Annotated in this window: 25 protein-coding genes and 1 pseudogene; 11 read left to right on the plus strand and 15 right to left on the minus strand. The window is 66.9% G+C overall.

Annotation, left to right across the window (positions count from 1 at the left end; all coding sequences use genetic code 11):
* The first annotated feature begins 25 nt into the window (after positions 1–25).
* A complete protein-coding gene (locus ACWF99_RS23285) occupies positions 26–679 on the plus strand; it encodes a hypothetical protein (RefSeq protein WP_452537337.1) in 654 nt (217 codons plus the stop codon).
* A 19-nt stretch (positions 680–698) separates the two neighbouring features.
* Here ACWF99_RS23285 and ACWF99_RS23290 read toward each other — a convergent pair whose 3' ends face one another.
* The 8 genes from ACWF99_RS23290 to ACWF99_RS23325 form a co-directional block, all read right to left on the minus strand.
* The gene (locus ACWF99_RS23290) at positions 699–2,114 is read right to left on the minus strand and encodes a DUF1254 domain-containing protein (RefSeq protein WP_378634397.1); all 1,416 of its coding nucleotides are present in this window, start codon (positions 2,112–2,114) and stop codon (positions 699–701) included.
* A gap of 81 nt (positions 2,115–2,195) precedes the next feature.
* Positions 2,196–3,410, minus strand: a complete 1,215-nt coding sequence (locus tag ACWF99_RS23295; protein WP_378634400.1) for a TetR/AcrR family transcriptional regulator — start codon at positions 3,408–3,410, stop codon at positions 2,196–2,198.
* A 12-nt stretch (positions 3,411–3,422) separates the two neighbouring features.
* Positions 3,423–5,366 (minus strand): acetoacetate--CoA ligase, encoded by a 1,944-nt coding sequence (locus ACWF99_RS23300; protein ID WP_452537338.1) that lies wholly within the window; start codon positions 5,364–5,366, stop codon positions 3,423–3,425.
* A 56-nt stretch (positions 5,367–5,422) separates the two neighbouring features.
* Complete coding sequence (locus ACWF99_RS23305; RefSeq protein ID WP_452537339.1) at positions 5,423–6,238, minus strand: HpcH/HpaI aldolase/citrate lyase family protein; 816 nt, start codon at positions 6,236–6,238, stop codon at positions 5,423–5,425.
* A gap of 43 nt (positions 6,239–6,281) precedes the next feature.
* Positions 6,282–6,764 (minus strand): MaoC family dehydratase, encoded by a 483-nt coding sequence (locus ACWF99_RS23310; protein ID WP_378634408.1) that lies wholly within the window; start codon positions 6,762–6,764, stop codon positions 6,282–6,284.
* Positions 6,761–7,921, minus strand: coding sequence for an acyl-CoA dehydrogenase family protein (locus ACWF99_RS23315; RefSeq protein ID WP_266293533.1), 1,161 nt, complete (start codon positions 7,919–7,921; stop codon positions 6,761–6,763). The genes ACWF99_RS23310 and ACWF99_RS23315 overlap by 4 nt, the downstream gene beginning before the upstream one ends.
* Positions 7,918–10,026, minus strand: coding sequence for an ATP-binding protein (locus ACWF99_RS23320; protein ID WP_452537340.1), 2,109 nt, complete (start codon positions 10,024–10,026; stop codon positions 7,918–7,920). The genes ACWF99_RS23315 and ACWF99_RS23320 overlap by 4 nt, the downstream gene beginning before the upstream one ends.
* Before the next feature lie 5 nt (positions 10,027–10,031).
* Positions 10,032–11,639 (minus strand): carboxyl transferase domain-containing protein, encoded by a 1,608-nt coding sequence (locus tag ACWF99_RS23325; protein WP_378658588.1) that lies wholly within the window; start codon positions 11,637–11,639, stop codon positions 10,032–10,034.
* A gap of 87 nt (positions 11,640–11,726) precedes the next feature.
* On the opposite strand from ACWF99_RS23325, the gene ACWF99_RS23330 reads away from it, so the two are divergent.
* Positions 11,727–12,326: an SACE_7040 family transcriptional regulator gene (locus ACWF99_RS23330; protein ID WP_452537341.1), complete on the plus strand. Its 600-nt coding sequence runs from the start codon at positions 11,727–11,729 to the stop codon at positions 12,324–12,326.
* 20 nt (positions 12,327–12,346) lie between these two features.
* Here the strand turns inward: ACWF99_RS23330 and ACWF99_RS23335 are convergent, their stop codons facing one another.
* From ACWF99_RS23335 to ACWF99_RS23350, 4 genes are all read right to left on the minus strand, one after another.
* On the minus strand, positions 12,347–13,657 hold the full coding sequence (locus tag ACWF99_RS23335) for a chloride channel protein (protein WP_452537342.1): 1,311 nt from the start codon (positions 13,655–13,657) through the stop codon (positions 12,347–12,349).
* A gap of 47 nt (positions 13,658–13,704) precedes the next feature.
* Positions 13,705–14,136 carry an NYN domain-containing protein gene (locus ACWF99_RS23340; RefSeq protein WP_452537343.1) on the minus strand — a complete coding sequence of 144 codons (432 nt, stop codon included), beginning with the start codon at positions 14,134–14,136 and terminating at the stop codon, positions 13,705–13,707.
* 28 nt (positions 14,137–14,164) lie between these two features.
* Positions 14,165–14,875: an ABC transporter ATP-binding protein gene (locus tag ACWF99_RS23345; RefSeq protein WP_452537344.1), complete on the minus strand. Its 711-nt coding sequence runs from the start codon at positions 14,873–14,875 to the stop codon at positions 14,165–14,167.
* 85 nt (positions 14,876–14,960) lie between these two features.
* Entirely contained in the window at positions 14,961–16,001 is a 1,041-nt protein-coding gene (locus ACWF99_RS23350; RefSeq protein ID WP_452537345.1) for an ABC transporter permease, read from the minus strand.
* Positions 16,002–16,131: 130 nt separating this feature from the next.
* On the opposite strand from ACWF99_RS23350, the gene ACWF99_RS23355 reads away from it, so the two are divergent.
* The 6 genes and pseudogenes from ACWF99_RS23355 (at position 16,132) to ACWF99_RS23380 (ending at position 21,115) form a co-directional block, all read left to right on the plus strand.
* Entirely contained in the window at positions 16,132–17,316 is a 1,185-nt protein-coding gene (locus ACWF99_RS23355) for a sensor histidine kinase (protein WP_452537366.1), read from the plus strand.
* Positions 17,313–17,930 (plus strand): LuxR C-terminal-related transcriptional regulator, encoded by a 618-nt coding sequence (locus ACWF99_RS23360; protein ID WP_452537346.1) that lies wholly within the window; start codon positions 17,313–17,315, stop codon positions 17,928–17,930. Before ACWF99_RS23355 ends, ACWF99_RS23360 begins: the two co-directional genes overlap by 4 nt.
* 75 nt (positions 17,931–18,005) lie before the next feature.
* The gene (locus tag ACWF99_RS23365) at positions 18,006–18,299 is read left to right on the plus strand and encodes a hypothetical protein (protein WP_452537347.1); all 294 of its coding nucleotides are present in this window, start codon (positions 18,006–18,008) and stop codon (positions 18,297–18,299) included.
* Positions 18,296–18,709: a PIN domain-containing protein gene (locus tag ACWF99_RS23370; RefSeq protein WP_452537348.1), complete on the plus strand. Its 414-nt coding sequence runs from the start codon at positions 18,296–18,298 to the stop codon at positions 18,707–18,709. Before ACWF99_RS23365 ends, ACWF99_RS23370 begins: the two co-directional genes overlap by 4 nt.
* A gap of 160 nt (positions 18,710–18,869) precedes the next feature.
* Positions 18,870–20,255 (plus strand): annotated as a pseudogene (locus tag ACWF99_RS23375) (IS1380 family transposase).
* 335 nt (positions 20,256–20,590) lie between these two features.
* Entirely contained in the window at positions 20,591–21,115 is a 525-nt protein-coding gene (locus ACWF99_RS23380) for a hypothetical protein (RefSeq protein ID WP_452537349.1), read from the plus strand.
* A 78-nt stretch (positions 21,116–21,193) separates the two neighbouring features.
* Here ACWF99_RS23380 and ACWF99_RS23385 read toward each other — a convergent pair whose 3' ends face one another.
* A complete protein-coding gene (locus ACWF99_RS23385; protein ID WP_452537350.1) occupies positions 21,194–21,643 on the minus strand; it encodes a hypothetical protein in 450 nt (149 codons plus the stop codon).
* A complete protein-coding gene (locus ACWF99_RS23390; RefSeq protein ID WP_452537351.1) occupies positions 21,640–22,284 on the minus strand; it encodes a hypothetical protein in 645 nt (214 codons plus the stop codon). The genes ACWF99_RS23385 and ACWF99_RS23390 overlap by 4 nt, the downstream gene beginning before the upstream one ends.
* Between ACWF99_RS23390 and ACWF99_RS23395 the strand changes: the two genes are divergently transcribed.
* Together ACWF99_RS23395 and ACWF99_RS23400 are read left to right on the plus strand one after the other, a co-directional pair.
* Positions 22,262–22,453 (plus strand): helix-turn-helix domain-containing protein, encoded by a 192-nt coding sequence (locus ACWF99_RS23395; protein ID WP_452537352.1) that lies wholly within the window; start codon positions 22,262–22,264, stop codon positions 22,451–22,453. The genes ACWF99_RS23390 and ACWF99_RS23395 overlap by 23 nt on opposite strands.
* Before the next feature lie 77 nt (positions 22,454–22,530).
* A complete protein-coding gene (locus ACWF99_RS23400; protein ID WP_378634433.1) occupies positions 22,531–22,956 on the plus strand; it encodes a PPOX class F420-dependent oxidoreductase in 426 nt (141 codons plus the stop codon).
* Here the strand turns inward: ACWF99_RS23400 and ACWF99_RS23405 are convergent.
* Entirely contained in the window at positions 22,953–23,642 is a 690-nt protein-coding gene (locus ACWF99_RS23405; protein ID WP_452537353.1) for a DUF3105 domain-containing protein, read from the minus strand. The genes ACWF99_RS23400 and ACWF99_RS23405 overlap by 4 nt on opposite strands.
* Positions 23,643–23,734: 92 nt before the next feature.
* On the opposite strand from ACWF99_RS23405, the gene cobM reads away from it, so the two are divergent.
* A complete protein-coding gene (cobM, locus tag ACWF99_RS23410; RefSeq protein WP_452537354.1) occupies positions 23,735–24,478 on the plus strand; it encodes a precorrin-4 C(11)-methyltransferase in 744 nt (247 codons plus the stop codon).
* Positions 24,479–24,895 lie beyond the last annotated feature (417 nt).

Consider the following 24,895-nt stretch of genomic DNA (forward strand, 5'->3'; position numbering starts at 1 on the left):
AGATGGTCGGGCTAGCTTTGCGACCATGGGACTTTCAGTGGGGACCGGGGGGCTGGCCTTTGCCGTGGCAGACGGCAGTGACCCGGAGTATCTCGATGCGCTGACCGAGCAACTGCGTGCGCTCAGTGAATTACTGGTGCGGGAGGGGCTTGCTCCGCACGACGAGCCGAGGGCTGCGGGACCGGCGGTGGACCGCGCTCGGATAGGGAGCGTGCCCTACTCTTTCGTGCACTATCTGCGACGTGCGTATGCCCGAGCGCGTGAGTATCCCGAGCAGCCGCTCACACCCGTCGCCGACGGCGACAGCGCTTCGGATGATCCAGCCATCGACCTGGTCGGATCCACCTTCGACTCCCACCTGATCTGCCATTCGGATTGCGAAGGGTTCTACGTACCGGTCGATTTCGACGAAGTGCTTTTCGTCGGCGAGGACGTCGACATCGCCGGTGGCATGGTCGGGTCGAGCACCGCGCTGATGCGCGAACTCGTCTATGTCGCAGCGTATTTGGGTATCGAGCTGGTCGATGGGGTGCTCTCCGACGCCGAGCTCGGCAGGATCCGGACGATGCTGGACAGCGATTCGCCGCACCCGTTCGACCGGGAGTTGAACACCTGGCTGCTGCTGTTCGAGGCCGCGAGGGTGTCGATCGAGAACGGCACCGTTGTCGAGTTCGGGTGATCGGCACACCGTGCCCGGCTCAGTCGACCAGGGTCATCGGCGGCGGCTCCCACTTGCCGTCGAGGGCGTCCTCGCGCGGTGCGTAGAGGCGCAGGGTGAGTGAGAAGTCGCCGGTGGCGGGGATGGGGAGCCAGTTGCCGGTGGGGACGGCGGGACGTGGGTCCTGGTGCTGGACGGCTAGTTCCACGGATCCGTCGGGGGCGGGGACAACGGCGGGGAAGTGACCTACCGAGTAGATCGCGTCGGGGTTGGGGACAAGGAAGCCTTGCGTGTCGTAGGCGGTGATCGAGGCGAAGGCGTGGACAGGAGGCCATCGGCCCGGTTCGAAGCGGATTCGGTAACGCAGTGGGTTGCCCCGGTCGTCGGTGGTGGGGGCGTCGCGGTTCGCGTAGAGCACGTCACGGACGGGGGCAAGGGCGGGGGAGCGCTTGGTGGTGGCCGCGCGGCGGAGGTAGTCGGTACCGAAGGTGCCGAGGTCGATGGGGATCTCCCAGCCGTTGACGGAGCGGGCGGTCGGGTCTGTCCAGTCGGCGATGCGGCGGTGGGCCTGGCGCACCGCCTCGTCGAGGATTTCGGCGGGCTGGTCGTCGACGACCCCGCCGGGCTGGACACCGATCGTGGCCAGTTGCGTCATCAGTGGCGCGTCGGCGGCAGCGGGGGGATCGGTGAGCATCAGCCGGCACAGGCGGTTGAGATAGGTGCGGCCGTCCAACGCGGCGATCCGCTTCGCCGGTGGCTCGGGTCCACGGTCTATCGCGTGGACGCGGCTGACCGTCCCGGCGAGTTCACCGCGATCCCAGGCGCTGAGCGGGATCAGCTTCATCTTCTCCTGCCACTGGTGGACCGTCGGCGCGTCCCCGGTGCCGTTGATCTGGACCCGCGCGACGATCGTGCACATCGACGACGGCATGTGCAGCCGGGTCACTTTCGTGGGCAGCGCACCGGTCCACTGCGGCCCGGTGAGGACATAGGTGAAGGGTGGACCGTCGGCGTCCACGGTGGTCCGCGGGGTCGTACTGGTCAGGTCGTGCACGGTGTTCGCCCACCCGTCGACCAGCTGGAACAGCCAGAACCGGTCGGGCTCCATCCCGGGGATCTGGAGCACGATCGGCTCTTCGGTGAGGTCGAGCCACGCCTGCGAATACACCATGTCGTGGCTGAGCCTGGCCACCCCGCGATCGTCGGGATCGGGCAGGACGCTGTGATCGAAGCCGTTGATCGGCCCGCTCGCCGCGCGCATCATGTCCAGCAGGATCATCGGATAGCCGTAGATGTAGGCGTCGATCGCCCGGGCGAGCACATCCGGGCGACCGGTGGTGCGGATCGGCTCGGGTACCGATTCGTCACCGCATCCGGGCAACGCCGCCGCCGTGGCGGCCGCGGCGGCGAGCCCGAGCAACGACCGCCTGGTCAGCGCGCTCGCGCGAGAATCCATGCACGCTCCGTTCGAAGGCCTGATCGCCGAGCGTATGACGAGTCAGCAACGCACCGCCTCATACGCGACGGGTGAATTGCCTCAGCCGAGCAGCACCCGCCGCATCAGGTATCCGACCCTGGCCCGGCCTGCGATCGGGTCGTCGCCGAAGCGCTGGCCGAGGTCGATCACCATCGCGAACGCCGCGTGCACCAGGAAACGCGCCTCGGCCGCGGAGAGCTCCGGCCGCATATCGCGCACCAGCCGCGCCCACTCCTGCACGCTCAACCGCTGGATATTGCGCAGGACGGCACGTTCCTCGGCGGGCACGTGCCCGAATTCGGCGTAGTAGACGACGGCGAGCGCTCGCTCGTCGAACGTGTCGGCGACGAACTGGTCGACCAGCACGCCGAGCGCGGCCCCGCTGTCGGGTGTGCTCGCCACCGCGGGCCCGATCGCCCCCGACACCCGGTCGGCCGCGCGTCGAAACGCCGCGGCGAGGATATCGCTCTTGCCGCGATAGAACCGGTACACCGCCGATGCCGCCGACAATCCCGCCGCCGAGGCGATGTCCTCCACGCTCACATTCGGATAGCCGCGTTTGTGGAACAGCTCCACCGCTTTGCGCAGCAGCAGTTCGTGTTTGAACGAGTCGGGAATCTGGGCGCGGGCGCCGAGCTCCGAAACGGTTGCGGCAGGTGGCAATACGGTGTCGGTGAGCGCCATACACGCCGAGCCGAGCAACTTGTTCAGCGTGCGAAGGGGCAGCGCGGCGTGATGATCGGCGACGCTGGTGACCACACCGAGAATCGCCGTGGAGATCATCCGCAGCTCGGCCGTGGTCAATTCGGGACGCAAGATCGCCAGCTGTTCGTCGAGCGCGACCAGCACCGAACCCTGCTGCTCGTCGAGCACCACCCGGTCCGTCGGCTCGAGGTAGCGGCCCTCCCATCGCACCAGCCGTACCGTCGCCCGATTCTCGACGGTCGCGCCGATCAGCCCGGTCAGCATGTGCCGCAACCGTTGCGCCGCGGGCAGGGTGTCTTCGGCCGACACCACGATCGATGCCGTGAACGCCTGCCCGACCCGAAGTAACTCCTCCCGGAACAACGCGTACTTACTGGGGTAGTGCCGATACAGCGCGGCCGAACTGATCCCCAGCCCGGACGCGATGTCCTCCATACTCACCCCGTGATATCCGGCGGCGCCGAACGCCACCGCCGACGACGCCGCGATCTGCGCCCGGCGATTCTTCGGCCGCCGCCGAACTTCAGTCCCAGCTACCCCACGCGCCCCACGAGACTCGCTGACATTCATAGTTCAAGTGTATTAGCCCTTGTCGGGTGGGCTTATCCGGGCATACCAGTCGAGGAGTGTGGGGTCGTCGACGGCGCTGCGTTCGACGACACGAGCGGGATCGGCGCCCTGGAAGAGCTTTTTGATGGGGACTTCCAGTTTCTTGCCGGTTCGGGTGTGGGGGATGCCGGGGGCTTCGCGGATCTCGTCGGGGACGTGGCGCGGGGAGACCTCGGTGCGGATCGCGGTGGCGAGACGGGTTTTCAGGTCTTCGGTGAGTTCCGCGCCGGGGGCGAGCACGACGAACAGGGGCATCCAGTAGCCGCCGTCGGGTTGTTCGGCGCCGATCACCAGGGCCTCGGCGATCTCCGGGAACTGTTCGACGACCTGGTAGATGTCGGCACTGCCCATGCGGATGCCGTGGCGGTTGAGCGTCGAATCGGAGCGACCGTGCACGACGATGCTGCCGTGTTCGGTGAGGGTGATCCAGTCGCCGTGGCGCCATACGCCGGGGTAGGTGTCGAAATAGGCCGCGTGGTAGCGCTTTCCGTCGTCGTCACGCCAGAAGCTCACCGGCATCGACGGCATCGGCGCGGTGACCACCAGCTCGCCGACCTCGCCGCGCACGGGGTTGCCCTGCTCGTCGAAGGCATCGAGGGCGACGCCGAGATAGGGCGCCGACAGCTCACCCGGCCACACCGGCACGGTCGGGACACCGCCGACGAACGCCGACACCACATCGGTGCCACCGCTGATCGAGTTCACCTGAACGTGGTCTCCGGCATTCTCGTTCAACCACAGCGCGCTCGACACCGGCAGCGACGAACCGGTGATACCCACGGAGCGCAGGGCCGAAAGGTCGTGCTCGGCGCGTGGCACCGACCCTGCCTTGACGCAGCCGAGAACATAGCCGGGGCTGGTCCCGAAAACGGTGGCGCCCACCTGAGCGGCGATGCGCCACAGCGCATCCGGCCCGCCCGCGGTGGGGCTGCCGTCGTAGGTGACGACGGTGGTGCCGGTGAGCAGACCCGCTACCTGGAAGTTCCACATCATCCAGCTCGGGCTGGTGTACCAGAAGAACGTGTCCTCGGGGCCCATGTTCGATTGCAGCGCTACGGCTTTGAGGTGTTCGAGCAGCACGCCGCCGTGGCCGTGGACGATGCCCTTGGGCAGCCCGGTGGTGCCGGAGGAGAACACGATCCACAACGGATGATCGAAATCGACGGGGACTGTTTCGATGACACCGAGTCCGGCATCGGCGACCGAGTCCGTCCAGGACAGCGTGTCGGGTACCTCGAGTCCGAGTTGCGCGACGACGACGGTGGCGCGCAGGTCGGGCAGCCCGTCGCGCAGTGCCGCGATGTCGGCCCGTTTGTCGTGTGCCTTGCCGCCGAACCGGTAGCCGTCGGCGGTGACCAGCACCGTCGGGTCGAGCTGGCCGAGCCGGTCCAGCGCGGCCTTGGCGGAATAGTCCTGACCGCAGGCGCTCCACACCGCGCCGATACTGGCGGTGGCGAGGAAGGCGACGATCGCTTCCGGGATATTGGGCAGGTAGCCCACCACCCGGTCGCCCGCCTCGACGCCCTGCTCACGCAAGGTGCGCGCGAAAACCGTGACCTGTTCGATCAATTCGGCCCAGGACACCTCCTGCGGCTCGGCCTCCTCGTGCAGGGCGATCACCGCGGGGCGGCCGAACTGGGCCATCCGGATGATCTGGTCGACGTAGTTCAGCCGGGTCCCGGGAAACCATTGCGCGCCCGGCATCTCCCGCGAGCCGAGCACCTCACCGGCGGTCTCGCCGAGCTCGAAGTAGTCCCACACGGCCTGCCAGAAGCCGGCGATGTCGTCCACCGACCACTGCCACAGGGCCTGGTAGTCGGGGTACTGGTCGCCGGTTCGCGTGGAGACGAAGGTGGCGAAGTCGGTGATTCGGGCCGACGCGACGTCGTGCGCGCTCGGGACCCATTGCGGTTGCACCGGATGTCCTCCTCGGTCTGGACTACTCGTGTCTCGGGGGGTGGGTTACCCGATGATCAGGTGGGCACGCCTGCGCGCCGGACGATCTGTTCGGCATGCCGGAGCACCGGCGCGTCGACCATACGGCCCTCGAACGCGAAGACGCCACGATGGTTGGGCACCTCCGCCAGCACCCGATGCGCCCAGTCGAGCTCGGCGGGGTCGGGTGCGTAGCCGTCGCGGATCACCGCGACCTGACTCGGGTGGATGGCGACCTTGGCGTCGAATCCGACGGCGACCGCATCGCTCGTCTCCGCGGCGAGGCCGTCGAGATCCTTGATGTCCAGATACACCGAGTCCAGCGCGAAGCGCCCGAAGGCCTTGGCCGCCAGCAGAGTCGACGAACGCACCTGACGGGCGACATCGCGGTAGCTGCCGTCGGCATGCCTGCTCGAGTTGCCACCGAGTCCGGCGACCAGATCCTCGGCACCCCACATCACGCCGATGGCATTGCCGGCCTGCACCGACTCGGTGATCCGCACCGCCCCGAGCGGCGATTCGACCAGCACGATCACTTCGTAGCCGTCGAGGCTGCGAACCTGATCGGCCGACTCGCATTTGGGCAGCATGACCCGGCGGTAGGCGGTCTGCGCGAGCGCCGCCAGATCGGCCGCGTAGTCGTCGGTATCGGCCGCGTTGACCCGGATCACGGTGTGCTGCGGGTCGAGCGGGGTGTCGATGAGCGCCTGCCTGGCCGCGGCCTTGTCGCCCGCCGCGACACCGTCCTCGAGATCGAGGATCACCACATCGGCCACCGCGGCGGCCTTGGCGAAGCGTTCGGGGCGGTCGGCCGGGCAGAACAACCACGCGGGACCACTCGGCTGCCAGCTCATACTGCGTCCTTTCGACGGTGCCCGGTGGCGGGGTGCCGGCCGCTCATGCCCGCGGCGCCTTGCGGACCAGTGTCTTGCGTATCGCGGTCGCCACGATCACGCCGTGCTGGTTGCGTGCGGTGTGGGCCAGGCTGACGATGCCCTCGCCGGGACGGCTCTTGGATTCGCGCTTGTCGGTGACCAGCGTTTCCGCGTACATGGTGTCGCCGTGGAACAGCGGTGCGGGCGTGGTCATCTCGGAGAAACCGAGATTGCCGACCAGCGTGCCCTGGGTGAGCTGGGCGACGGAGAGCCCGACCAGGGTCGACAGCGTGAACATCGAGTTCACCAGGCGCTGGTTGAACGGCGGCTGCGCGTCGGCGAAGGCCGCGTCCAGGTGCAGGGCCTGGGTGTTCATGGTCAGCGTGGTGAACAGGACATTGTCGGCCTCGGTGATGGTGCGGCCGGGCCGGTGCTCGTAGATCGTGCCGATCTCGAACTCCTCGAACCACAGCCCGCGCTGGACCACCCGCCTGACTTCGCTCACAGACCCAGCTCCCGTGCGATCAGCATCAGCTGTACCTCCGTGGTGCCCTCGCCGATTTCCAGGATCTTGCTGTCACGGTAGTGCCTCGACACCGGGTATTCGTTCATGAAGCCGTTGCCGCCGAAGATCTGGGTGGCGTCGCGGGCGTTGTCCATCGCGGCCTCGCTGGCGACCATCTTCGCGATCGAGGCGGCCTTCTTGAACGGTTTGCCCGCCAGCATCAGCGCGGCGGCGTCGTAGTAGGCGGTACGCGCGACGTGGGCCCGCGCCTCCATTCGGGCGATCTTGAACGCGATGGCCTGGTTGCGGCCGATCGCCTGCCCGAAGGCTTGACGTTCGCCCGCGTAGCGCACGCTCTCGTCGACACAGCCCTGCGCGGCGCCGACGGCCAGCGCGGCAATGGCGATGCGGCCCTCGTCGAGGATGCGCAGGAAGTTGGCGTAGCCGCGACCCCGCTCGCCGAGCAGGTTCTCCTGCGGCACCCGCACGTCGGTGAAGCTCAGCGGGTGGGTGTCGGAGGCGTTCCAGCCGACCTTGTTGTAGGCGGGCTCGGCCACGAAACCCGGGGTGGAGGTCGGCACCAGGATGGTGGATATCTCCTTCTTGCCGCCTGCCTGTCCGGTGACCGCGGTGACGGTGACCAGGCGGGTGATGTCGGTGCCGGAGTTGGTGATGAACTGCTTGCTGCCGTTGATCACCCAGCTCTCGCCGTCCTGCACGGCGGTGGTCCTGGTGCCGCCCGCGTCGCTGCCCGCGTCGGGTTCGGTGAGGCCGAAGCCTGCCAGCGCCTGTCCGCTGGTGAGCTGGGGCAGCCATTCGGTGCGCTGCTTGTCGTTGCCGAAACGGTAGATCGGCATGGCGCCCAGCGACACCCCCGCCTCGAGGGTGATGGCCACGCTCTGGTCGATCTTGCCGAGTTCCTCGAGCGCCAGGCACAGGGCGAAGTAGTCGCCGCCCATGCCGCCGAACTCCTCGGGGAACGGCAGGCCGAACAGGCCCATCTCGGCCATGCCCGCCACGACCTCGTACGGAAAGCTGTGTTCGGCATCGTGTTTCGCCGACACCGGCGCGACGACCTGGTTGGCGAAATCGCGCACGGTGAGTGCGAGCTGGCGGTATTCCTCCGGCAGCGAACCGGTGGACAGGTAGTCGGTCATGCGGGGGTTCCTTCGGGCTCGGTCGGTGCCGCGGCGGTCTCGGCGACGGCGGGTTCTGTCGCGGCAGCCGCGACGACGGTTTCTGCGGGGTGGGCGACGACACGCACCAGCACCTGGTCCAGCTTCACCTGGGCGCCGGGGACGGCGAGCACCTCCACCGTGCCTGCCACCGGCGCGGTGAGCGCGTGCTCCATCTTCATGGCCTCGATCACGATCACCGGATCGCCGACGGCGACGGTCGCGCCGCTCTCGACCGGCGTGGCGATCACCGAACCCGGCATGGGACTGCGGATTTCGGCATCACCCACGTGGGCGGCGTCGCCACGCACGCTCGCCTCGGCGACCTCGCGCAGAACCGCGAGGCCGCCGTCGTGGCTCACCCACAGCTGGCCGTCGGCCTCGGCGATGCGGTAGGTGCGTCGCAGACCGTCGAGCGTCGAGGCGAGACCGTCGGCCGAGACGGCGGCGGTGAGCGTGCGGGGCTCGGGGCGGCTCGTCAGTCCGCCGGACTCCGGCTCGTCGAGCCACACGGTCGCCGAAGCCGGTGTGCCGGTGATGAACACGTGGCGCGCCTGGTCGCCCGCGGACAGCCTGATCGATGTCGGGGCGGGTTCGCCGAGGCGCCATCCCGACGGGGTCGACCAGGGGTCGCCGCCGGTGGCGGGCCAGCGTCGCAACCAGTGATGTGTCGCGGCCGCGATGAATTCGTCGTCGGTCACCTCGGCGGGTACGAAGTCGGCGACGCGGCGGTCCAGCAAGGCGGTATCGAGACGGCCCGCCTGCACATCGTCGTCGGCGAGCAGGAACCGCAGGAATTCGATATTGCTCGTGACGCCGAGCAGCACGGTCTGTTCCAGCGCGCGGTCCAGCGCGGCGAGCGCGTCGGCGCGAGTATCGCCGCGCGCGATCACCTTCGACAGCATCGGGTCGTAGTCGCTACCGACCACGGTGCCCACCGAGAGCCCCGAATCCACCCGCACACCGGCGCCTTCCGGCTCCGACAGCGCGAGCACGGCGCCGCCGGTCGGCAGGAACCCGCGACCCGGGTCCTCCGCGTAGACACGTGCTTCGATCGCGTGCCCGACGAGGTGGATCTCGTCCTGGGTGCGCGCCAGCTTCTGGCCCGCGGCGACCCGCACCTGGCATTCCACCAGGTCGATACCGGTGACCATCTCGGTCACCGGATGCTCCACCTGCAGACGGGTGTTCATCTCCATGAAGAAGAACTCGTCGGGCTGGTCGGCCGAGACGATGAACTCCACGGTGCCCGCGCCCACGTAGTCCACGCTGCGGGCGGTATTGCAGGCGGCGGTGCCGATCCGGGCCCTGGTCTGCGCGTCCAGCAGCGGTGAGGGAGCCTCCTCGATCACCTTCTGATGCCTGCGCTGCAAGCTGCATTCGCGCTCACCCAGGTGCACCACATTGCCGAACTTGTCGGCCAGGATCTGCACCTCGATGTGGCGGGGCCGGTTGACGAACCGTTCGAGGAACAGGGTGTCGTCGCCGAACGCCGCAGCGGCTTCGCGCCGGGCACTCACCAGCGCGGCGGGCAGATCGGCGGGGTCGGTGACCCGGCGCATGCCCTTGCCGCCACCGCCCGCGGACGGCTTCACGAGCACCGGGTAGCCGATGTCCGTCGCGGCGGCGATCAATTGGTCATCGGTCAGGCCGGGTTCGGCGATGCCGGGCACCACCGGAACCCCGAACGCCGTCACCGTCTTCTTCGCGGTGATCTTGTCGCCCATCACCTCGATGGCCTCGGCCGGCGGGCCGAGGAACACGATGCCGGCGTCGGCCAGTGCCGCCGCGAAGGCCGAGTTCTCCGACAGGAAGCCATAACCCGGGTGTACCGCCTGCGCGCCCGAACGGACGGCGGCATCGACGACCTTCTCGATCGACAGGTAGCTCTCGCGCGCCGGCGCCGGTCCGAGCCGCACCGCGACATCGGCCTCACGCACATGGCGCGCGTCGGCATCGGCGTCGCTGTACACCGCGACCGAGCGAATGCCCATGTCGCGCAGGGTCTTGATCACACGCACCGCGATCTCGCCGCGATTGGCGACCAGGACGGTGTCGAATTCGACGAGATGGTTCTTGTTCAGCATGTCGCTCACATCCGGAAGACGCCGTAGGAAACGGGTTCGAGCGGCGCTTGCGCGCACACCGAAAGGGCAAGGCCGAGTGCGGTTCTGGTGTCGGTCGGCGCGATGACGCCGTCGTCCCAGATCCGGGCCGTCGAATAGTAGGGGTTGCCCTGGGTCTCGTACTGGTCCCGGATCGGCGCCTTGAAGGCCTCCTGATCCTCCTCGGACCACGGCTTGCCCGCGCTGTCGAGCTGATCGCCGCGCACCGTGGACAGCACCGAGGCAGCCTGCTCGCCACCCATCACCGAGATGCGCGCGTTCGGCCACATCCACAGGAAGCGCGGCGAATACGCGCGCCCGCACATGGAATAGTTGCCCGCGCCGTAGGAGCCGCCGATCACCACGGTCAGCTTCGGCACCCGTGCACATGCGACCGCGGTGACCATCTTCGCGCCGTGCTTGGCGATGCCGCCGGCCTCGTAGTCGCGCCCGACCATGAAGCCGGTGATGTTCTGCAGGAACAGCAGCGGGATCTTGCGCTTGTCGCACAGTTCGATGAAATGCGCGCCCTTCATCGCGGACTCGGCGAACAGCACGCCGTTGTTGGCGACGATGCCGACCGGATGGCCGTGGATGCGAGCGAACCCGGTGACCAGGGTCTTGCCGTATTCGGCCTTGAACTCGTGGAATCCGGCCTCGCCGTCGACGATCCGGTCGATCACCTCGCGCACGTCATACGGCGTGCGCGGGTCCACCGGGACCACGTCGTAGAGCTCGTCCTCGTTCTTGGCGGGCGGGGTGCTGGGCAGCACCTCCCACGGCGCCTCCGGCTTCGGGCCGAGCGTGCCGACGATCTTGCGGACGATCCGCAGCGCGTCGCGATCGTCGTCGGCCAGATGGTCGGTGACGCCGGAGGTCCGCGAATGCAGCAGGCCGCCGCCGAGCTCCTCGGCGGTGACGACCTCACCGGTCGCGGCCTTCACCAGCGGCGGGCCGCCGAGAAAGATGGTGCCCTGATCACGCACGATGACGGCTTCGTCGGCCATCGCGGGCACATACGCGCCGCCCGCGGTGCACGAGCCCATGACTGCCGCGATCTGGGCGATGCCCTTGGCGCTCATGTTCGCTTGGTTGTAGAAGATGCGGCCGAAGTGCTCGCGGTCGGGGAACACCTCGTCCTGGTGCGGTAGGAAGGCGCCGCCGGAGTCCACCAGGTACACACACGGCAGGTTGTTCTGCGCGGCCACTTCCTGCGCGCGCAGGTGCTTCTTCACCGAGATCGGGTAGTACGTGCCGCCCTTGACCGTCGCGTCGTTGGCCAGGATCAGGCACTCACGGCCCGAGATGCGGCCGATGCCGCCGATCATGCCCGCGCCGGGGCACTCGTCGCCGTACATGCCGTTGCCGGCCAGCGGCGCCAGCTCGAGGAACGGGCTGCCCGGGTCGAGCAGCTGCTCGACGCGCTCGCGGGGGAGCAGCTTGCCCCTGGCCACATGCCGTTCGCGGGACTTCTCCGGACCGCCGAGCGCGGCTGCGGCAAGCCGCTGCCGCAGATCCGCGACCAGGGCGCCGTGTGCGTCCCGGTTGCTCGTCACGGCCACGGTGCCGTCTTCGGTCTCGTGCGTAACCGTCATCGCGCCATTCTCTCACTCGGTTAATCGCCAATAACTGAAATTCAGGTTAATCTTGACTAACCAAGTTGTCCAGAGGGGGCGGCCACAATGTCGACTACCGAGCCTGTCCAGGCGACCCGCCGCGAGCAGCTCAAGGCTCAGCGGCGCGAGCAGTTGCTGGCCGCGGGCGCCCGGCTCATCGCCGACCGTGGCTTCTTCGGCGTGCGGCTCGACGACCTCGGCGCGGCGGTCGGCATCAGCGGCCCCGCCGTCTACCGGCACTTCGCGAACAAAGAGGCGCTGCTGGTCGAACTCCTGGTCGGCATCAGTGAGCGCCTGCTCACGGGCGGTCGCGCCGTTGTCGACGAATCGCCGTCGGCCGCCTCGGCGCTGACGGCCCTGGTCGACTTCCATCTCGACTTCGCCTTCGGTAATCCCGAACTCATCCGTATCCAGGACCGCGACCTCGACAACGTGCCCGCCAACGACCGCCGGATCTTGCGCCGCACCCAGCGCCAATACGTCGAGATCTGGGTGGGTGTCCTGCGCGAACTGAACCCCGCTCTCCCCGAGGAAGCCGCCCGCATTCAGGCCCACGCCGCCTTCGGCCTGATCAACTCCACGCCGCACAGCGCGTCGGCGGCGAGCGCTTCGCGGGCCCGTCCGGTGCTGAGGCAGATGGCTTTGGCAGCGCTGTCGGCCGGGTAGTTCTCCGGTCGGAAGCGCCGTCAGCCGGTTTCTTCGGCTGGGGTGGTCGGGAGGACATTGATCAGGACAAAGGCCACGGCCACAGCGACGACCACCTGGGGAGTCACCGATATGCCATCGGTACCGAGCAACAGAACACCCAGGAGCGCTGAGGTCAACGGGAGGCGCAGCATCACCGCGCACATCGCGCCGATGCCCATCGCGATCGCCGGACCCATACTCATGCCCGGCAGTCCGCTCATCGCGATGCCGAGAACGGCGCCGATGAAGATCGACGGGAACACCGGTCCACCACGAAACGCACTCAGCGAAATCGAATAGGCGACCGTTTTGCAGAGACCGAGCAGAAGCAGGACACCCACCGAATAGTCGGCGGCGTGGGCGACGAGTTCGGGTAGGGCGTCCTGGCCGGAGAACAGCACCTGGTTGAAGCTGTTCCCGGAAATCAGTTGGTAGGCGGTGGCGGCAAGACCGATGAGCAACCCGAGCATTGCCGTCACGAGAATGCGATTGGTGTGGACGAGCGGTCGAAGTGCCAGCCCGGCCCAGCGGATCGCCCAGCCGAGGAGTGCCGCGATCCCGCCGACGACGACAGCCCAGCACATCGTGGCCAGAGTCGGGTTCACCGCCGCCGGAACGGATGTCAGCGCGAGGGAGAACGTGCCGAGTCCGGTGAGACTGTCCAGTCCGACGAAGACGACGGCACCGATACCGGAGGCGAGCAGTCCCGGTACCGCGACGAGACTCAGCGTCGCGCCACCGATTCCGGCGGCTTCCATGATCAGGAACGCTGCCAGGATCGGCGAGCCGAACAGGGTGCTGATGGCGGTGAAGCTGCCCGCCGACGCCATGATCACCAGCGCCATCGGAGGCGCGTCCTTCTTCAGCAGGTGCACCGTGAGCACCGCGAGTCCGCCGCCGATCGCGATCAGCGGGGCCTCCGGACCGAGGACGGCCCCCAGGCTGAGCGTGGCCAGTGCCGCCAGGATGATGCCCGGCATTTCCTTGTCGACCGGCGTGCCTCCGGCGTGGAACCCGAATGCCGGAGAGTGACCGGCGTTGCCTGGCAGGTAGCGGATGGTCGCACCGGTCAACACGCCGCAGAGCACCAACCAGGGCAGTGGCCACCATGATGGCGTGCCACCGGAGAAGACGTCGCCCGGGAGGTCGCTGAACAGGAACTGCTGGATCTTCGTTACCGCGGCCAGGAAGCCATACGCGACCAAGGAGATCGGTATGCCCAGAGCCGCCGCCAGCAGTAGGGCCACGAGGTACCGCTTGGAGCGCATGACCGCAACCGGATCGACGTCCGGGGCATGCGTATCCGCCATCACACCTCCATGACCGAATCCCCGCGACGAGGAGCGAAGTCAGCCTGTCAGCTCGACTCGGTCCTGTCCTCACCCGAAGCGGGTGAAGCTTCGATCTGGTTCCAGAGCCAGCCGGGGCCGACGGTTTCGGCGCCGTGGGCTTCGACTCTGGTGCGGAGTTCGCGGTCGGCGGTGACGACGGTGATCTGCTCGTGGGAATCGGACTCGGCGACCACGTCGACGATCTTGTCGTCACCCGAGCGTTCGGCGAGGACCACCTTCATCCGCGGCGCGGAGGGTTCGGCGCCGTCGGCGGCGGCTTTGGCCGCGCCTTCGAGGACGACGGTGACCTCGGTGGTCTCGGGCAGGCGGGTCGTCAGGTTCGCCAGGTCGGCGAGAAGCCTGCGCGCGGCGCCCGCGCGGTCCTTCCACCAACCGTTGGGGCGCGAGCCGATGACATTGGCCGCATCCACCACGATGAGATGCCTCGGATCGCTCATAGGCCCAGTCTGCCCGGTGGCAGCAGCGTCAGGCAGGCGCGGGGACGGGGACGCCGGTGAGGCGGCCGTCGGCCATGCGGTAGACCGCGTCCATGCGGTGCAGGTGGGTCGGGACATGGGTGACCAGGATGGTGGCGGCGCGGTGTTCGCGGGCGATGGTCGTGATCAGGGCGATGATCGCGGCGCCGCGTTCGGAATCCAGCGCGCTGGTGGGTTCGTCGACCACGAGCAGGGCGGGGTCGTTCATCAGGGCTCGGGCGATGTTGACGCGCTGGCGCTGGCCGCCGGAGAGCTGGGCGGGACGTTTGTGAGCCTGTTCGGACAGGCCTACCGCTTCGAGTAGTTCCTTGGCGCGGGTAGTGGTTGCACCCCGTGATGCCCGCTTCGGGCCGCCGAGGTGGGCGGTCACTTCCAGCTGCTCGACGGCGGTGAGCGATGGGATGAGATTCGGTTGCTGGAAGACGATGCCCATCGAGTTCCGGCGAGCTGTGGCGGCCGCTCGGCGGCTCAGCGTAGCCAGATCGGTAGTGGCCGACTCGGTTTCGAGCACGACCGTGCCCGAGTCGGGCCGGATCAGGGTCGCGGCGACGGCCAGCAGGCTCGACTTCCCTGATCCGGACGCGCCGGTCACCGCGGCGATGGTGCCGCCGGGGACGTGCATGTTCACCCGGTCGAGGGCGGTGAGACGGCCGGTGCCGTCGGGGTAGGTGAGGGTGACGTCGGTGAGAGTGATTGCCACGGTGGATCCTTCGGTTGGTCGCGCGGTGCACCGGATCGGCGGCGCGACTGCGGCATCGGTGCGGGCGACGGTCGTCATGGGTTCGTCAGCGGGTCGCGCCGAGCGCGGTCAGCGGGTCGGTGGTGAACAGGAAGCGCAGGGCGACAGCGGCGCCGGCGAGACCGAGGACGATCAAGGCCAGCGCGGGGACCAGGGTCGTCGCGGGGCTGAGCACGAAAGGCATCGCCTCGCCCAGGAACAGTGAGGCCAGGGCGGTGATCGCGAGGCCCGCCGTGACGCCCGCGGTCAGGACGATCGCGGCTTGGGCGAGGGCATCGCGAACCAGGGAGCCGGTGGTCGCGCCGAGAGCCTTCAAGGTGGCGATGTCGGGTTGGCGCTGCACGGTCCAGACCGTGAAGAAGGCGCCGATCACCAGCGCCGAGATGGCGAACAGCAGCACGGTCATCAGGGTGAGTGAGCTGTTCTCGGCCTGGTAGGAGCCGATCGCCTGGACGGCATCCTTCGCGGGCAGCGAGTGTGTTCCGGCTTCGGCGTCGAGGCCGCCGGGGACATCGCCGGTCACCGCGAGCGCGGTCGCGGCGCCGGCGCGCGGGCTGGCGGCCTGCCAGTCCTGCATGCTCGTCCAGATCACGGGGGTGTGGCTGTACCACTCGTCACCGGCTACGTCGGCGACGGTGAACTCGTGGCCCGCCAGCAGGACGACATCGCCGGCGCCCGCGGACAGTTCACGAGCCGCCGCCGAACTCAGCACCACCGCACCGGGTTCGGTAGCAGGGCGATTGCTGAACGCCGACGGGTCGCCGCCGAACAACGCGACCTGCGTCGGGCTGGCACCAGCGTGCTCGGCCCTCGTGCGCGAGATCCCGATCGGGGTCGCGTCCGCCGATTTCCACTGCGCGATCTGCTGCTCGGTGAGCACCGACGAGTCGAAAGACGGGTCGGCCCCGGTCTCGGCGAAAACGACCCGGTCGGCATCGATCCCCTGGACGGCGGAGATGTTCTGGTGCGCCAGCCCAGCGGTGAGGCCACTGAGGAAGCTCACCAGCACCGCCACCAACAGCACGACAGTGGTGATGAGCAGGAAGCGGCCACGGGCGGCTCGCAGATCTCGGAGTGCGACGAACATGACTCCACTCTGTCGTTCTCGTCGGTCGACGCCATCGCACCGGCGCACGAAACGCCGTCCATCCAAGGTCTGGCGGCGTTTACATCTTTCGATGGATGCCCGTGTGGTTGCCGCACATAAGCTGGTCGACGTGCACTCGTCCCCCCTGACCCCGGTGGTCACCACCCTGCGCCTCGGCCTGCATGTGCTGGTGACGGTGCTGGCGGTGGTGGTCGCGGTGCGCGCGCTGCTGCCCGGCGGCGGCGGTCACGGTGTCGCGGTGGTCGCGCTGACGGTGATGTGGTTGCTGGTGTATTTCGCGGGGACCGAGTTCCCTCGCTCGCGTTCGCATGCCTATCCCGATGGGGCGGCGGTGTGGGTGTGGCTGTCGGCGCTGACCGTGTTGTGGCTGGTCCTGCTCGCGCTCACCCCTGATGCGGTCTACCTGGCGTTCGGGCTGTTCTTCGTCTACCTGCGCCTGCTGCCACGGCCGTGGAATCTGGTCGCGGTGGTGTCGGCGACCGCGGTCGGTGTGATCGGGTTCGCGGCGCATCGTGGTTGGTCCGCGGGTGCGGTGGTGGGGCCTGTTCTCGGCGCGCTGGTGGCGATCGGGATCGGGCTCGGCTACCAGGCCCTGCGTCGTGAGGCGGTCGAGCGCGAGCGGCTGATCGACGAATTGATCGGCACCAGAGCGATTCTCGCGGAACAGGAACGCACGGCGGGCAAGCTCGCCGAGCGCGAACGCCTCGCCAAGGAAATCCACGACACCGTCGCCCAGGGTCTGAGCAGTATCCAATTGCTCCTGCACGCCGCCGAGCAGGCCGCGCCGGATCATCCCGCGCTGGATCGCATTCGGCTCGCGCGTGAGACGGCCGCCGAGGACCTGGCCGAAACCCGAAGGCTCATCGACGAATTGTCACCCGCCGCGCTGGACGGTCAGTCACTCGCCGAGGCGCTGGAACGCATCTGCCTTCGCGCACAGTCACCGGCCCTGACCACGCAGCTGCTCGTCGAGGGCCTGCCGGAGCGACTGCCGATGCCGGTCGAGGCGGCACTGGTGCGGATCGCGCAGAGCGCGGTGGCCAATGTGGTGCAGCACGCGCAGGCCGAGCGCATGCGGGTCACCCTCACCTACGACGACACCGACGCGCACCTGGACATCGTCGACGACGGCATCGGCATCGAGCCGGATATATTGCGCCACCGCCGATCCGGTGCGTTCGGCCTCGCCGCCATGCGCAGCCGCGTCGAGCAACAGGGCGGTGCGATGACCGTCGAATCCGAACCGGGCCACACCGCCGTGTCGGTGACCTTCCCGCTCGGCGCGGCCTCATGATCCGCCTCCTCCTCGCCGACGATCACGCCATCGTCCGTGCGGGCCTGCGCGCTCTCCTCGACTCCGCCGCCGACATCACCGTTGTCGGCGATGTCGCGGATGCCGATGCGGCAGTGGCCTTTTGCGCCGCCACCCCCGTCGACCTGGTCCTGATGGACCTGCGCTTCGGCGACGGCCGCTCCGGTGCCGCCGCCACCGCCGACCTGCGCGCCCTGCCCACCCCGCCGAACGTCCTCGTCGTCACCAACTACGACACCGACGCCGACATCCTCGGCGCCATCGAAGCAGGCGCCGTCGGCTACCTCCTCAAGGACACCCCACCCACCGAACTCCTGACCGCGGTCCGCGCCGCCTCGGCAGGCGAAAGCGTCCTCTCCCCAACCGTCGCCTCCCGCCTGATGACCCGAGTCCGCCGAGCTGACACCACCCTGAGCCCCCGCGAAGTAGAAGTCCTGCGCCTGGTAGCCGCCGGCCTCTCCAACCGTGACATCGCCAAACAACTCTTCCTCAGCGAAACCACCGTGAAGTCCCACCTCGTCCACATCTACGCCAAACTCGGCGTGAAGTCCCGCACCTCCGCCGTCGCCACCGCACGTGCTCAGGGCGCGATCTGATCGGACAGTGCAGTCGCTACCGGCGAGACCAGCTGTTCGATCGACAGCCATGATACCTGGCGGTATCATGGCTGTATGGCTATGACTCTGCGATTGTCTGAGGAGCAGACGGCCGCACTGCGCCGTCGTGCGGAGGCCGAACACACGTCGATGCAGCAGATTGCCCTGGCGGCTATCGACGACTACATCAATCAACCTACCGAGCTGGGGCGGCGTCGCGCCGTGCCGGTCGATGAGCTGCTCGCTGCTTTCGGAGACCTACCGCCGATGGATCTCGAACGATTCAGGGCAGACCAGGACGAGCACATCGATGGGTCTGCCCACTTCGACGCCTACCTCCGCGCACCGCGGTCCGGAGAAGCTGAGTGACCGCCAAGCACCTGCGTGGACTTGCCGACACCAACATCCTGATCTACCTGGAGCAGTTGCCAAGAGAGTCGCTGCCCGGTGAGCTGCTTACCAGCACCGTCACCCTTGCCGAGCTGTCCGCCGGTGTCCACCAGACCGACGACGCGATAGAGCGGGCGCAGCGCATCGCTCGCCTGCAGCGGACAGAGGCAGTGTTCGACCCCTTGCCATTCGATGCGGAGGCCGCACGACAGTACGGACTGATCGCCGCGGGCGTGATCGCCTACGGCCGCAAACCCCGACGCCGAGAAGCGGATCTGATGATCGCGGCAGTCGCCGCCGCTCGTCGGCTCCCCCTGTTCACCACCAATCCCGACGATTTCAAGGGCAGCGAAGGAGTCGTCACGATCGTTCCGGTCCAACGCCCGTAAAACTCCCACTCCTGCGGCGCCGAATTGTCTCGGCCTCGCTTAACCTCGTGAATTCATCGAGCCAGGTGGCAATACCCCGCTGAAATGGCGAAAGGTGCTCTGACCTACGATAATTCTTCTTGCGAAGGAAAGAATATCGAGTTCGGGGAGCACCCTTCTGGTGAAACAGTCTATATCGCCCTACCCGCGGACGGTCATCGACGGTGACGGATCAGGACTGGTGTCAGACGCCGGCACGACACTGCTACTCCGCACAGCCGAGAAAACCGGGTTGACCAGCAGTTTATCCGAACAACTACGTCCGTGACGGAAACCACTGGCCGTCCACGACCCCGGCAAGATCGTGTTGGATCTGGCCGTCATGCTCGCGGTCGGTGGTGATTGCGCATCAGATCTGGCGTTGTTGCGGGCCGAGCCCGGCGTGTTCGGGTTGGTCGCCTCGGACCCGACAGTCTCGCGAACGATCAACGCTTTGGCCGTTGATGCACCGAAAGCGTTGGCCGCCATCGATTCTGCCCGCACGGATGCACGAGCGAGGGCCTGGGCGGTGGCCGGGATCAACGCCCCTGACCATGGCGTCAGCGACGCTAATCCGTTGATCATCGATCTCGACGCATCGCTGACCGACGCACACTCGGAGAAGGAGCACGCGGCACCAACATTCAAGCGCGGCTTTGGATTCCACCCTTTATCGTCGTTCATCGACCACGGACCCGCCGGGACCGGGGAACCTGCCGCGGCGATGCTGCGCCCGGGCAACGCCGGGTCCAATACCGCCGCTGATCACAAACACGTCCTTCGCGAGGCCATCGCCCAGCTACCAGGGCAACTGTCTTGGCATGTTGGCCGGAACGTGTTGGTGCGCACCGATTCTGGTGGCGGCACCCACGAGTTCCTCGACTACTGCCACTGTCGCCGGCTGCAGTACTCGATCGGTTTCACCCTCACCGACGACATCGTCACCGACATGGGCACCCACTTGAGGGCCACTGATTGGACCCCGGCCTACGACGCCGACAGCCAAGTTCGTCACGGGGCTTGGGTCGTCGAGGTCACCGGCATCACCGAGCTGACCGGTTGGCCGGAAGGGATGCGGCTGATCGTCGGAAAAGAACGCCCACATCCAGGTGCGTAGTTGCGGTTCACCGACTGTGACGGGTTGCGGTTGACTGCGTTCGTCACCAACACCACCCGCGGTCAGCTGCCTGACCTGGAACTACGGCACCGCCAGCGGGCCCGTTGTGAGGACCGGATCCGCAACGCGAAAGACACCGGCCTGCGTAATCTGCCGTTCCACGGGTTCGATGCCAACCGGATCTGGCTCGCGTTGATCGCGCTCGCGATGGATCTGACCGCATGGTGCCAAACGTTGGCCCTGCATGATCATCGGGCTCGTCGGTGGGAACCGAAAACGCTTCGGCTGCGGTTGTTTTCCGCTGCCGGACGAATCGCCCGGCATGCCCGCATAACCCCGCTCCACCTGGCCAGGCACGCACCTTGGACCGAGTTGCTCACTACCGCCGCTGCCCGGTTGCAGCCTGGCTGAGCACCGAAACCTGTCCCTTCGACCGAGGAAATCGAACTATCCGGACTCGTGGAACCCGGCAGACAGCCCGCTGCGCGGGCTGTCTGACCTGCCCACAACCCGGAATCTTACGATCGAATCGGCAATCCGAAACCCGTCAGGCCGACACGTCAGCTCGACGAAAGATCGAGGTTAACGCCCGTAAATGTCGCGTAGCCGCGCCCGCGACAGCATGTGAACCTGACCCCGGATCGGCACCGCACTGTTATGCCCGACGAGGTTTGCATCGTAAGCTCTGAAGAGATCACCTCTATATCCGAATGATTATTAGGCACAGTAGAGAAAGGAAACCTTAGGTGGGGGACAGGCGCAGTTCAATCGGTGTCGCGCAATTCATTTGGGTGGCCGTAGCGGGACTGTCGGCGGTGCTCTTCGTCGCCGCGTTCGTCAACCTCGGCGCCTGGCTCGCGATACGGTCGGATCACGATGTCGCCGTGACTTTGGCGTTGCCGACGAGCGTGCTGATCGGGATGATTCTGTGGATCCAGCTACTCGGCATAGCCTGGCGGTGGCGGCGATCTTATCTACGGCGATCAGGAACGAAGATTGCAGCGTCGGTGGTTGATTCGAGCTACCGGCGGCTGAACAGGGCCAGCATTTTCGGCCAACACCGTGTCCGAATCGAGGTGCAGTTCGCGCATCCGGAGACCGGCAGTGACTATCGACTACGGAAGGACTACAAATTCACCGACTTCCTGCGCCGCCGTGCGATGGCGTTCCACTCGAGGTTTCCTCAAGGCGCCTCGATGCCCATACTTGTGCGCGGGCGGCGCGCCGGGTTTGACTTACATGAGCGCCCCACGTGGACCGACATCTGGTGAGCAAGCATAGGCTGAGTTGATCGACTGAAACAGCCACTGCCGCTTAATAATTCAGCAACATGGCCAAGCGGTGCAGCCCTATTCGAGCCAGCTTTCGGGAGTCTGATCGTCCTCGTCGTAGTCGTCGTACAAGTGTTGAGACGCCTGTGGACGTGCGGGTGTCGGGTCGACCTCCAGCGGAGGTGGCGTCGGGAAAAGCCGCCATTCAAACATTGGAGAGTTCTTCAGTTCGAACACCTCGGGCGGCACAGGTTGTGCAAGTTCGATATCGGACCACTGGCATTCCCCGCGCTGTACACGGCTCGCGTACGCCTTGAGTTCGGGCGATGCATCCGACAAAGTGGACAGACTGAGCAAGTATCCTTCGTTCACCTCGGCTAGTTCGTCGAGGACTGCCTGGATATCGAGATTCTGGGCCCTTATCACCGCTGTATCCAGATCGGCAATCGCTGCCATTACCCCGCGGACGGCTTCTTCTACTGCCGGGTCGAGGTTCGGTTCTCGATCGCTTGGCCATTCCGGTTTCATGCGTCCGCCCACGGGTCTTTGCCGGAACCGGCTTCGAAGTCGTTTTTCGGTCGATTCAACGTACTGTTCAGGTCCGCAATCTTGGCTGTATCTGTCGCAACGGCCGCTCTCTTCAAATGTGGCTGGATCTTCTGTTCCAGCACCTCGGTGAGTTTGGCTTTACCTGCCGCGGCCGGATCCTTGATCACCTCTAGTAGATGGATGACTTGATCCCTGAGGTTAACTATCTCCAAAACCATATTCACGGTACCCTTAATTATTTCATAAAGACGTGTGCCAATCTCGCGGATCTCATTCGCCGTACCGACAACAGGGATCTTGTTGGCGACAAATTTGATGAGACCTTCTAGGCTGGTTATTTTGATGCGGGACTCAAGTAGTTCCCAGATCTTTTCAAGGACCCACTTAACGGCCTCGCGAATCTTATCTGCAACAATCCCGAGTATGTCGCAGATAATTCTTCCTACAGGGCCTTCCCACTTCATTGCGGCCGCCTGTGCGACGGACCAATCGCCATACGACTGCCTGGCCTTGCCGTCCCAGTGTGGATCTACCTTGGAAAGGCCAGCATCGAGATTTTTGCCCGATGCCTCCAACATGCGGCTGCGGTCGCGGCTGATGATCGCGTTGACCGAGCACATCGAGAATTCCGGCTGGACGCAGGTGTCGGCTGCTGAGCGGCTCGGCGTGACCCAGCCTCGAGTTTCGGATCTGATGCGGGGAAAGATCAGTTTGTTCAGTTTGGACGCGCTGGTGAATATGGTTGTCGCGGCGGGGATGCATGTAGAGATGAGCGTTCGTGCGGCATGAACGGTGCGTGCGCAGCGCCGCTGACAGGCCGCCCGCAGGTACCGGGGGAGGCCGTTGTGGTGATTTACCCTGGGCGCATGGCCTCTCTGTCTGATCCCAAGGTGCGCGAATTTCTTTCCCACGGAACGCGAACGGGCAAGGTGGCGTTCGCGGCGGCGGACGGGCGTCCGCTGGTGACGCCGGTGTGGTTCGTCGTCGAAGGTGACGAGCTGGTTTTCAATACGGGTAAGAACACGGCCAAGGGGCGGGCTTTCGCGCGTGATCCGCGTGTCGCGGTGTGCGTCGACCTCGAGGAGCCGCCGTACGCGCTGGTGGAGGTGCAGGGGACGGTCACGCTGTCCGAAGACCTCGATGAGCTCGTGCGAACCGCTACCGCCATCGCCGCCCGGTACATGGGCCCGGACAAGGCGGACGAATTCGGTCAGCGCAACGGGGTCGCGGGCGAACTGGTGGTGCGGGTGCGGCCGACGAAGATCATCGCGCAGTTCGATATGACGGGCTAGCGGGCGCCGGTCATCGGGACCGCGTCGGGGCCGGGCGGGGTCGGGTCGTACGGCGGGGGATCGGTGCGGTCGAAGAGTGGAGACGAGCAGGTCGCGCCGACTTCCGGGGTGGTGTACGGGTTTTCGCGGAGGGCGACGATGAACTGGTCGATGCGTTCGTCGGTGGCGGAGTCGACGGCGAGCTGGTGGCCCCACGACTGCAGTGAGATCGGGTGGTTCATGTCGGGGATGGGCGACATCAGGGTGTACTGGCGGTCGGTGACCCTGGCGCTCAGCGCCGCCTGATCCTGCGCGCTCACCTTCGCGGGGTCGTAGGCGATCCACACCGCGCCGTGTTCGAGCGAGTGGACCGCGTTCTCGGTGCGCAGGGCCTTCGAATAGACGACGCCGGTGCAGGCGGCCCACTGCGCGTCGTGCGGTCCGCCCACCGGGGGGATCGCCGGGTAGGCGACTCGCTGGTTCGGCCGAACGTGCTGCTGGCCGGGCGCGATCTCGGTGACGACGACGCCGCGAATCTGCAGCGAGGGGTCACGGTTGTCCGAGGACGGGGCGAAGCTGTCCGCGGTGGCGGTCGCCTGACCGGCGACCTTCTCACCCGAGCACCCGGTCGCCAGCGTGGCGGCCACGACCACGACCGCGCAAGCGCCTGCGCCGCGCACCCCACCGGACCTACTCGAAACCCGCATCGCGGACCCCCGTCTCCTCGTCGCCGACACCTGCCGTCCGACACAGAACCTACTTGTCTGCCCGCGCCGGGGGCACTCCTAGACTCCCGACTATGACTGTGCACTTCATCGGGGCAGGCCCCGGCGCCGCCGACCTGCTCACGGTGCGAGCGGTCAACCTCCTGCGCGACAGCCCCGTCTGCCTCTACGCGGGCACCTACCTCGACCCCGAGGTCCTCGCCCACTGCGCGCCCGGCGCCGAACTGATCGACACCCAGCACCTGAACCTGGACCAGATCATCGACCACCTCGTGCGCGCCACCGAGGCGGGCAAGGACGTGGCCCGGCTGTGTTCGGGCGATCCCTCGCTCTATTCGGCTCTCACGGAGCAGACCCGCAGGCTCGACGCCCGCAACGTGGCGTGGGACATCACCCCCGGCGTCCCCGCCTACGCGGCCGCGGCGGCCGCCCTCGGCACCGAACTGACCGTTCCCGAGGTCGTCCAGTCGGTAGTCCTCACCCGGACCCAGGCGCGCTCCACCGCGATGCCGCACGGTGAGGCGCTGGCGAACTTCTCCGCCACCGGTGCCACGCTCGTCCTGCATCTCGCGATCACCCGGATCAGAGTGCTGGCACACGAGCTGGTCGCCGAGTACGGCGCGGACTGCCCCGTCGCCGTCGTCTATCGCGCCAGCCAACCCGAACAGCTCGTCCTGCGCGGCACCCTGTCCGATATCGCCGACCAGGTGGAGGCGGCAGGCCTTCGTCAAGCCGCGGTGATCCTGGTCGGCCGCGCGCTGGCCACGTCCATCGACTGCGCCCAGTCGCACCTCTACGACCCGGCCAGGGCCCGGTAACACCCACTTCAGCACAGCAGACCAATCGGTGTGATCCATCACTCAGTCGCCGCGGTGCACAGGTCATCCAGCGGGGATGTGAGAACGCAGACAAGCGTCAGCAAACGTGGGTCGCAGGCTTTACCTGGGCCGATGCTCGGCGGCTATGGAGGTGGTTGGTTGCGGGGCGAGCGCACCGGTAGATTGGTGCGATGGTTTGCGACGAGTAGACCGGCGCTGGCGGCCGGACGGTCAGGTGCATGGTCTCGGCCGTGTAACGAGACCAGCCTGGGTGACAGATAGTGCCAATGGACATTTTTGCCTGATTGATTCGAGAACTGAACCCGAGACGCGGGCGCCACGCTTATTCAGGTGGGCGCTCGCGTTCCGGTGTCGTCGGGGAGCGCCTGACCGGGTGTTCCGGAAGCGAGGTTTGGG

The sequence above is a fragment of the Nocardia sp. NPDC055002 genome, from assembly GCF_053608825.1.

What these genes read in the sequence shown, in the direction of transcription:
- cobM (WP_452537354.1), top strand. Translation starts at nt 23,735, where the DNA reads ATGACTGTGCACTTCATCGGGGCAGGCCCCGGCGCCGCCGACCTGCTC.
- ACWF99_RS23350 (WP_452537345.1), bottom strand. Translation starts at nt 16,001, where the DNA reads ATGTTCGTCGCACTCCGAGATCTGCGAGCCGCCCGTGGCCGCTTCCTG.
- ACWF99_RS23290 (WP_378634397.1), bottom strand. Translation starts at nt 2,114, where the DNA reads ATGGATTCTCGCGCGAGCGCGCTGACCAGGCGGTCGTTGCTCGGGCTC.
- ACWF99_RS23395 (WP_452537352.1), top strand. Translation starts at nt 22,262, where the DNA reads ATGATCGCGTTGACCGAGCACATCGAGAATTCCGGCTGGACGCAGGTG.
- ACWF99_RS23405 (WP_452537353.1), bottom strand. Translation starts at nt 23,642, where the DNA reads ATGCGGGTTTCGAGTAGGTCCGGTGGGGTGCGCGGCGCAGGCGCTTGC.
- ACWF99_RS23385 (WP_452537350.1), bottom strand. Translation starts at nt 21,643, where the DNA reads ATGAAACCGGAATGGCCAAGCGATCGAGAACCGAACCTCGACCCGGCA.
- ACWF99_RS23330 (WP_452537341.1), top strand. Translation starts at nt 11,727, where the DNA reads ATGTCGACTACCGAGCCTGTCCAGGCGACCCGCCGCGAGCAGCTCAAG.
- ACWF99_RS23390 (WP_452537351.1), bottom strand. Translation starts at nt 22,284, where the DNA reads ATGTGCTCGGTCAACGCGATCATCAGCCGCGACCGCAGCCGCATGTTG.
- ACWF99_RS23285 (WP_452537337.1), top strand. Translation starts at nt 26, where the DNA reads ATGGGACTTTCAGTGGGGACCGGGGGGCTGGCCTTTGCCGTGGCAGAC.
- ACWF99_RS23335 (WP_452537342.1), bottom strand. Translation starts at nt 13,657, where the DNA reads ATGGCGGATACGCATGCCCCGGACGTCGATCCGGTTGCGGTCATGCGC.
- ACWF99_RS23315 (WP_266293533.1), bottom strand. Translation starts at nt 7,921, where the DNA reads ATGACCGACTACCTGTCCACCGGTTCGCTGCCGGAGGAATACCGCCAG.
- ACWF99_RS23365 (WP_452537347.1), top strand. Translation starts at nt 18,006, where the DNA reads ATGGCTATGACTCTGCGATTGTCTGAGGAGCAGACGGCCGCACTGCGC.
- ACWF99_RS23295 (WP_378634400.1), bottom strand. Translation starts at nt 3,410, where the DNA reads ATGAATGTCAGCGAGTCTCGTGGGGCGCGTGGGGTAGCTGGGACTGAA.
- ACWF99_RS23305 (WP_452537339.1), bottom strand. Translation starts at nt 6,238, where the DNA reads ATGAGCTGGCAGCCGAGTGGTCCCGCGTGGTTGTTCTGCCCGGCCGAC.
- ACWF99_RS23400 (WP_378634433.1), top strand. Translation starts at nt 22,531, where the DNA reads ATGGCCTCTCTGTCTGATCCCAAGGTGCGCGAATTTCTTTCCCACGGA.
- ACWF99_RS23320 (WP_452537340.1), bottom strand. Translation starts at nt 10,026, where the DNA reads ATGCTGAACAAGAACCATCTCGTCGAATTCGACACCGTCCTGGTCGCC.
- ACWF99_RS23325 (WP_378658588.1), bottom strand. Translation starts at nt 11,639, where the DNA reads ATGACGGTTACGCACGAGACCGAAGACGGCACCGTGGCCGTGACGAGC.
- ACWF99_RS23360 (WP_452537346.1), top strand. Translation starts at nt 17,313, where the DNA reads ATGATCCGCCTCCTCCTCGCCGACGATCACGCCATCGTCCGTGCGGGC.
- ACWF99_RS23340 (WP_452537343.1), bottom strand. Translation starts at nt 14,136, where the DNA reads ATGAGCGATCCGAGGCATCTCATCGTGGTGGATGCGGCCAATGTCATC.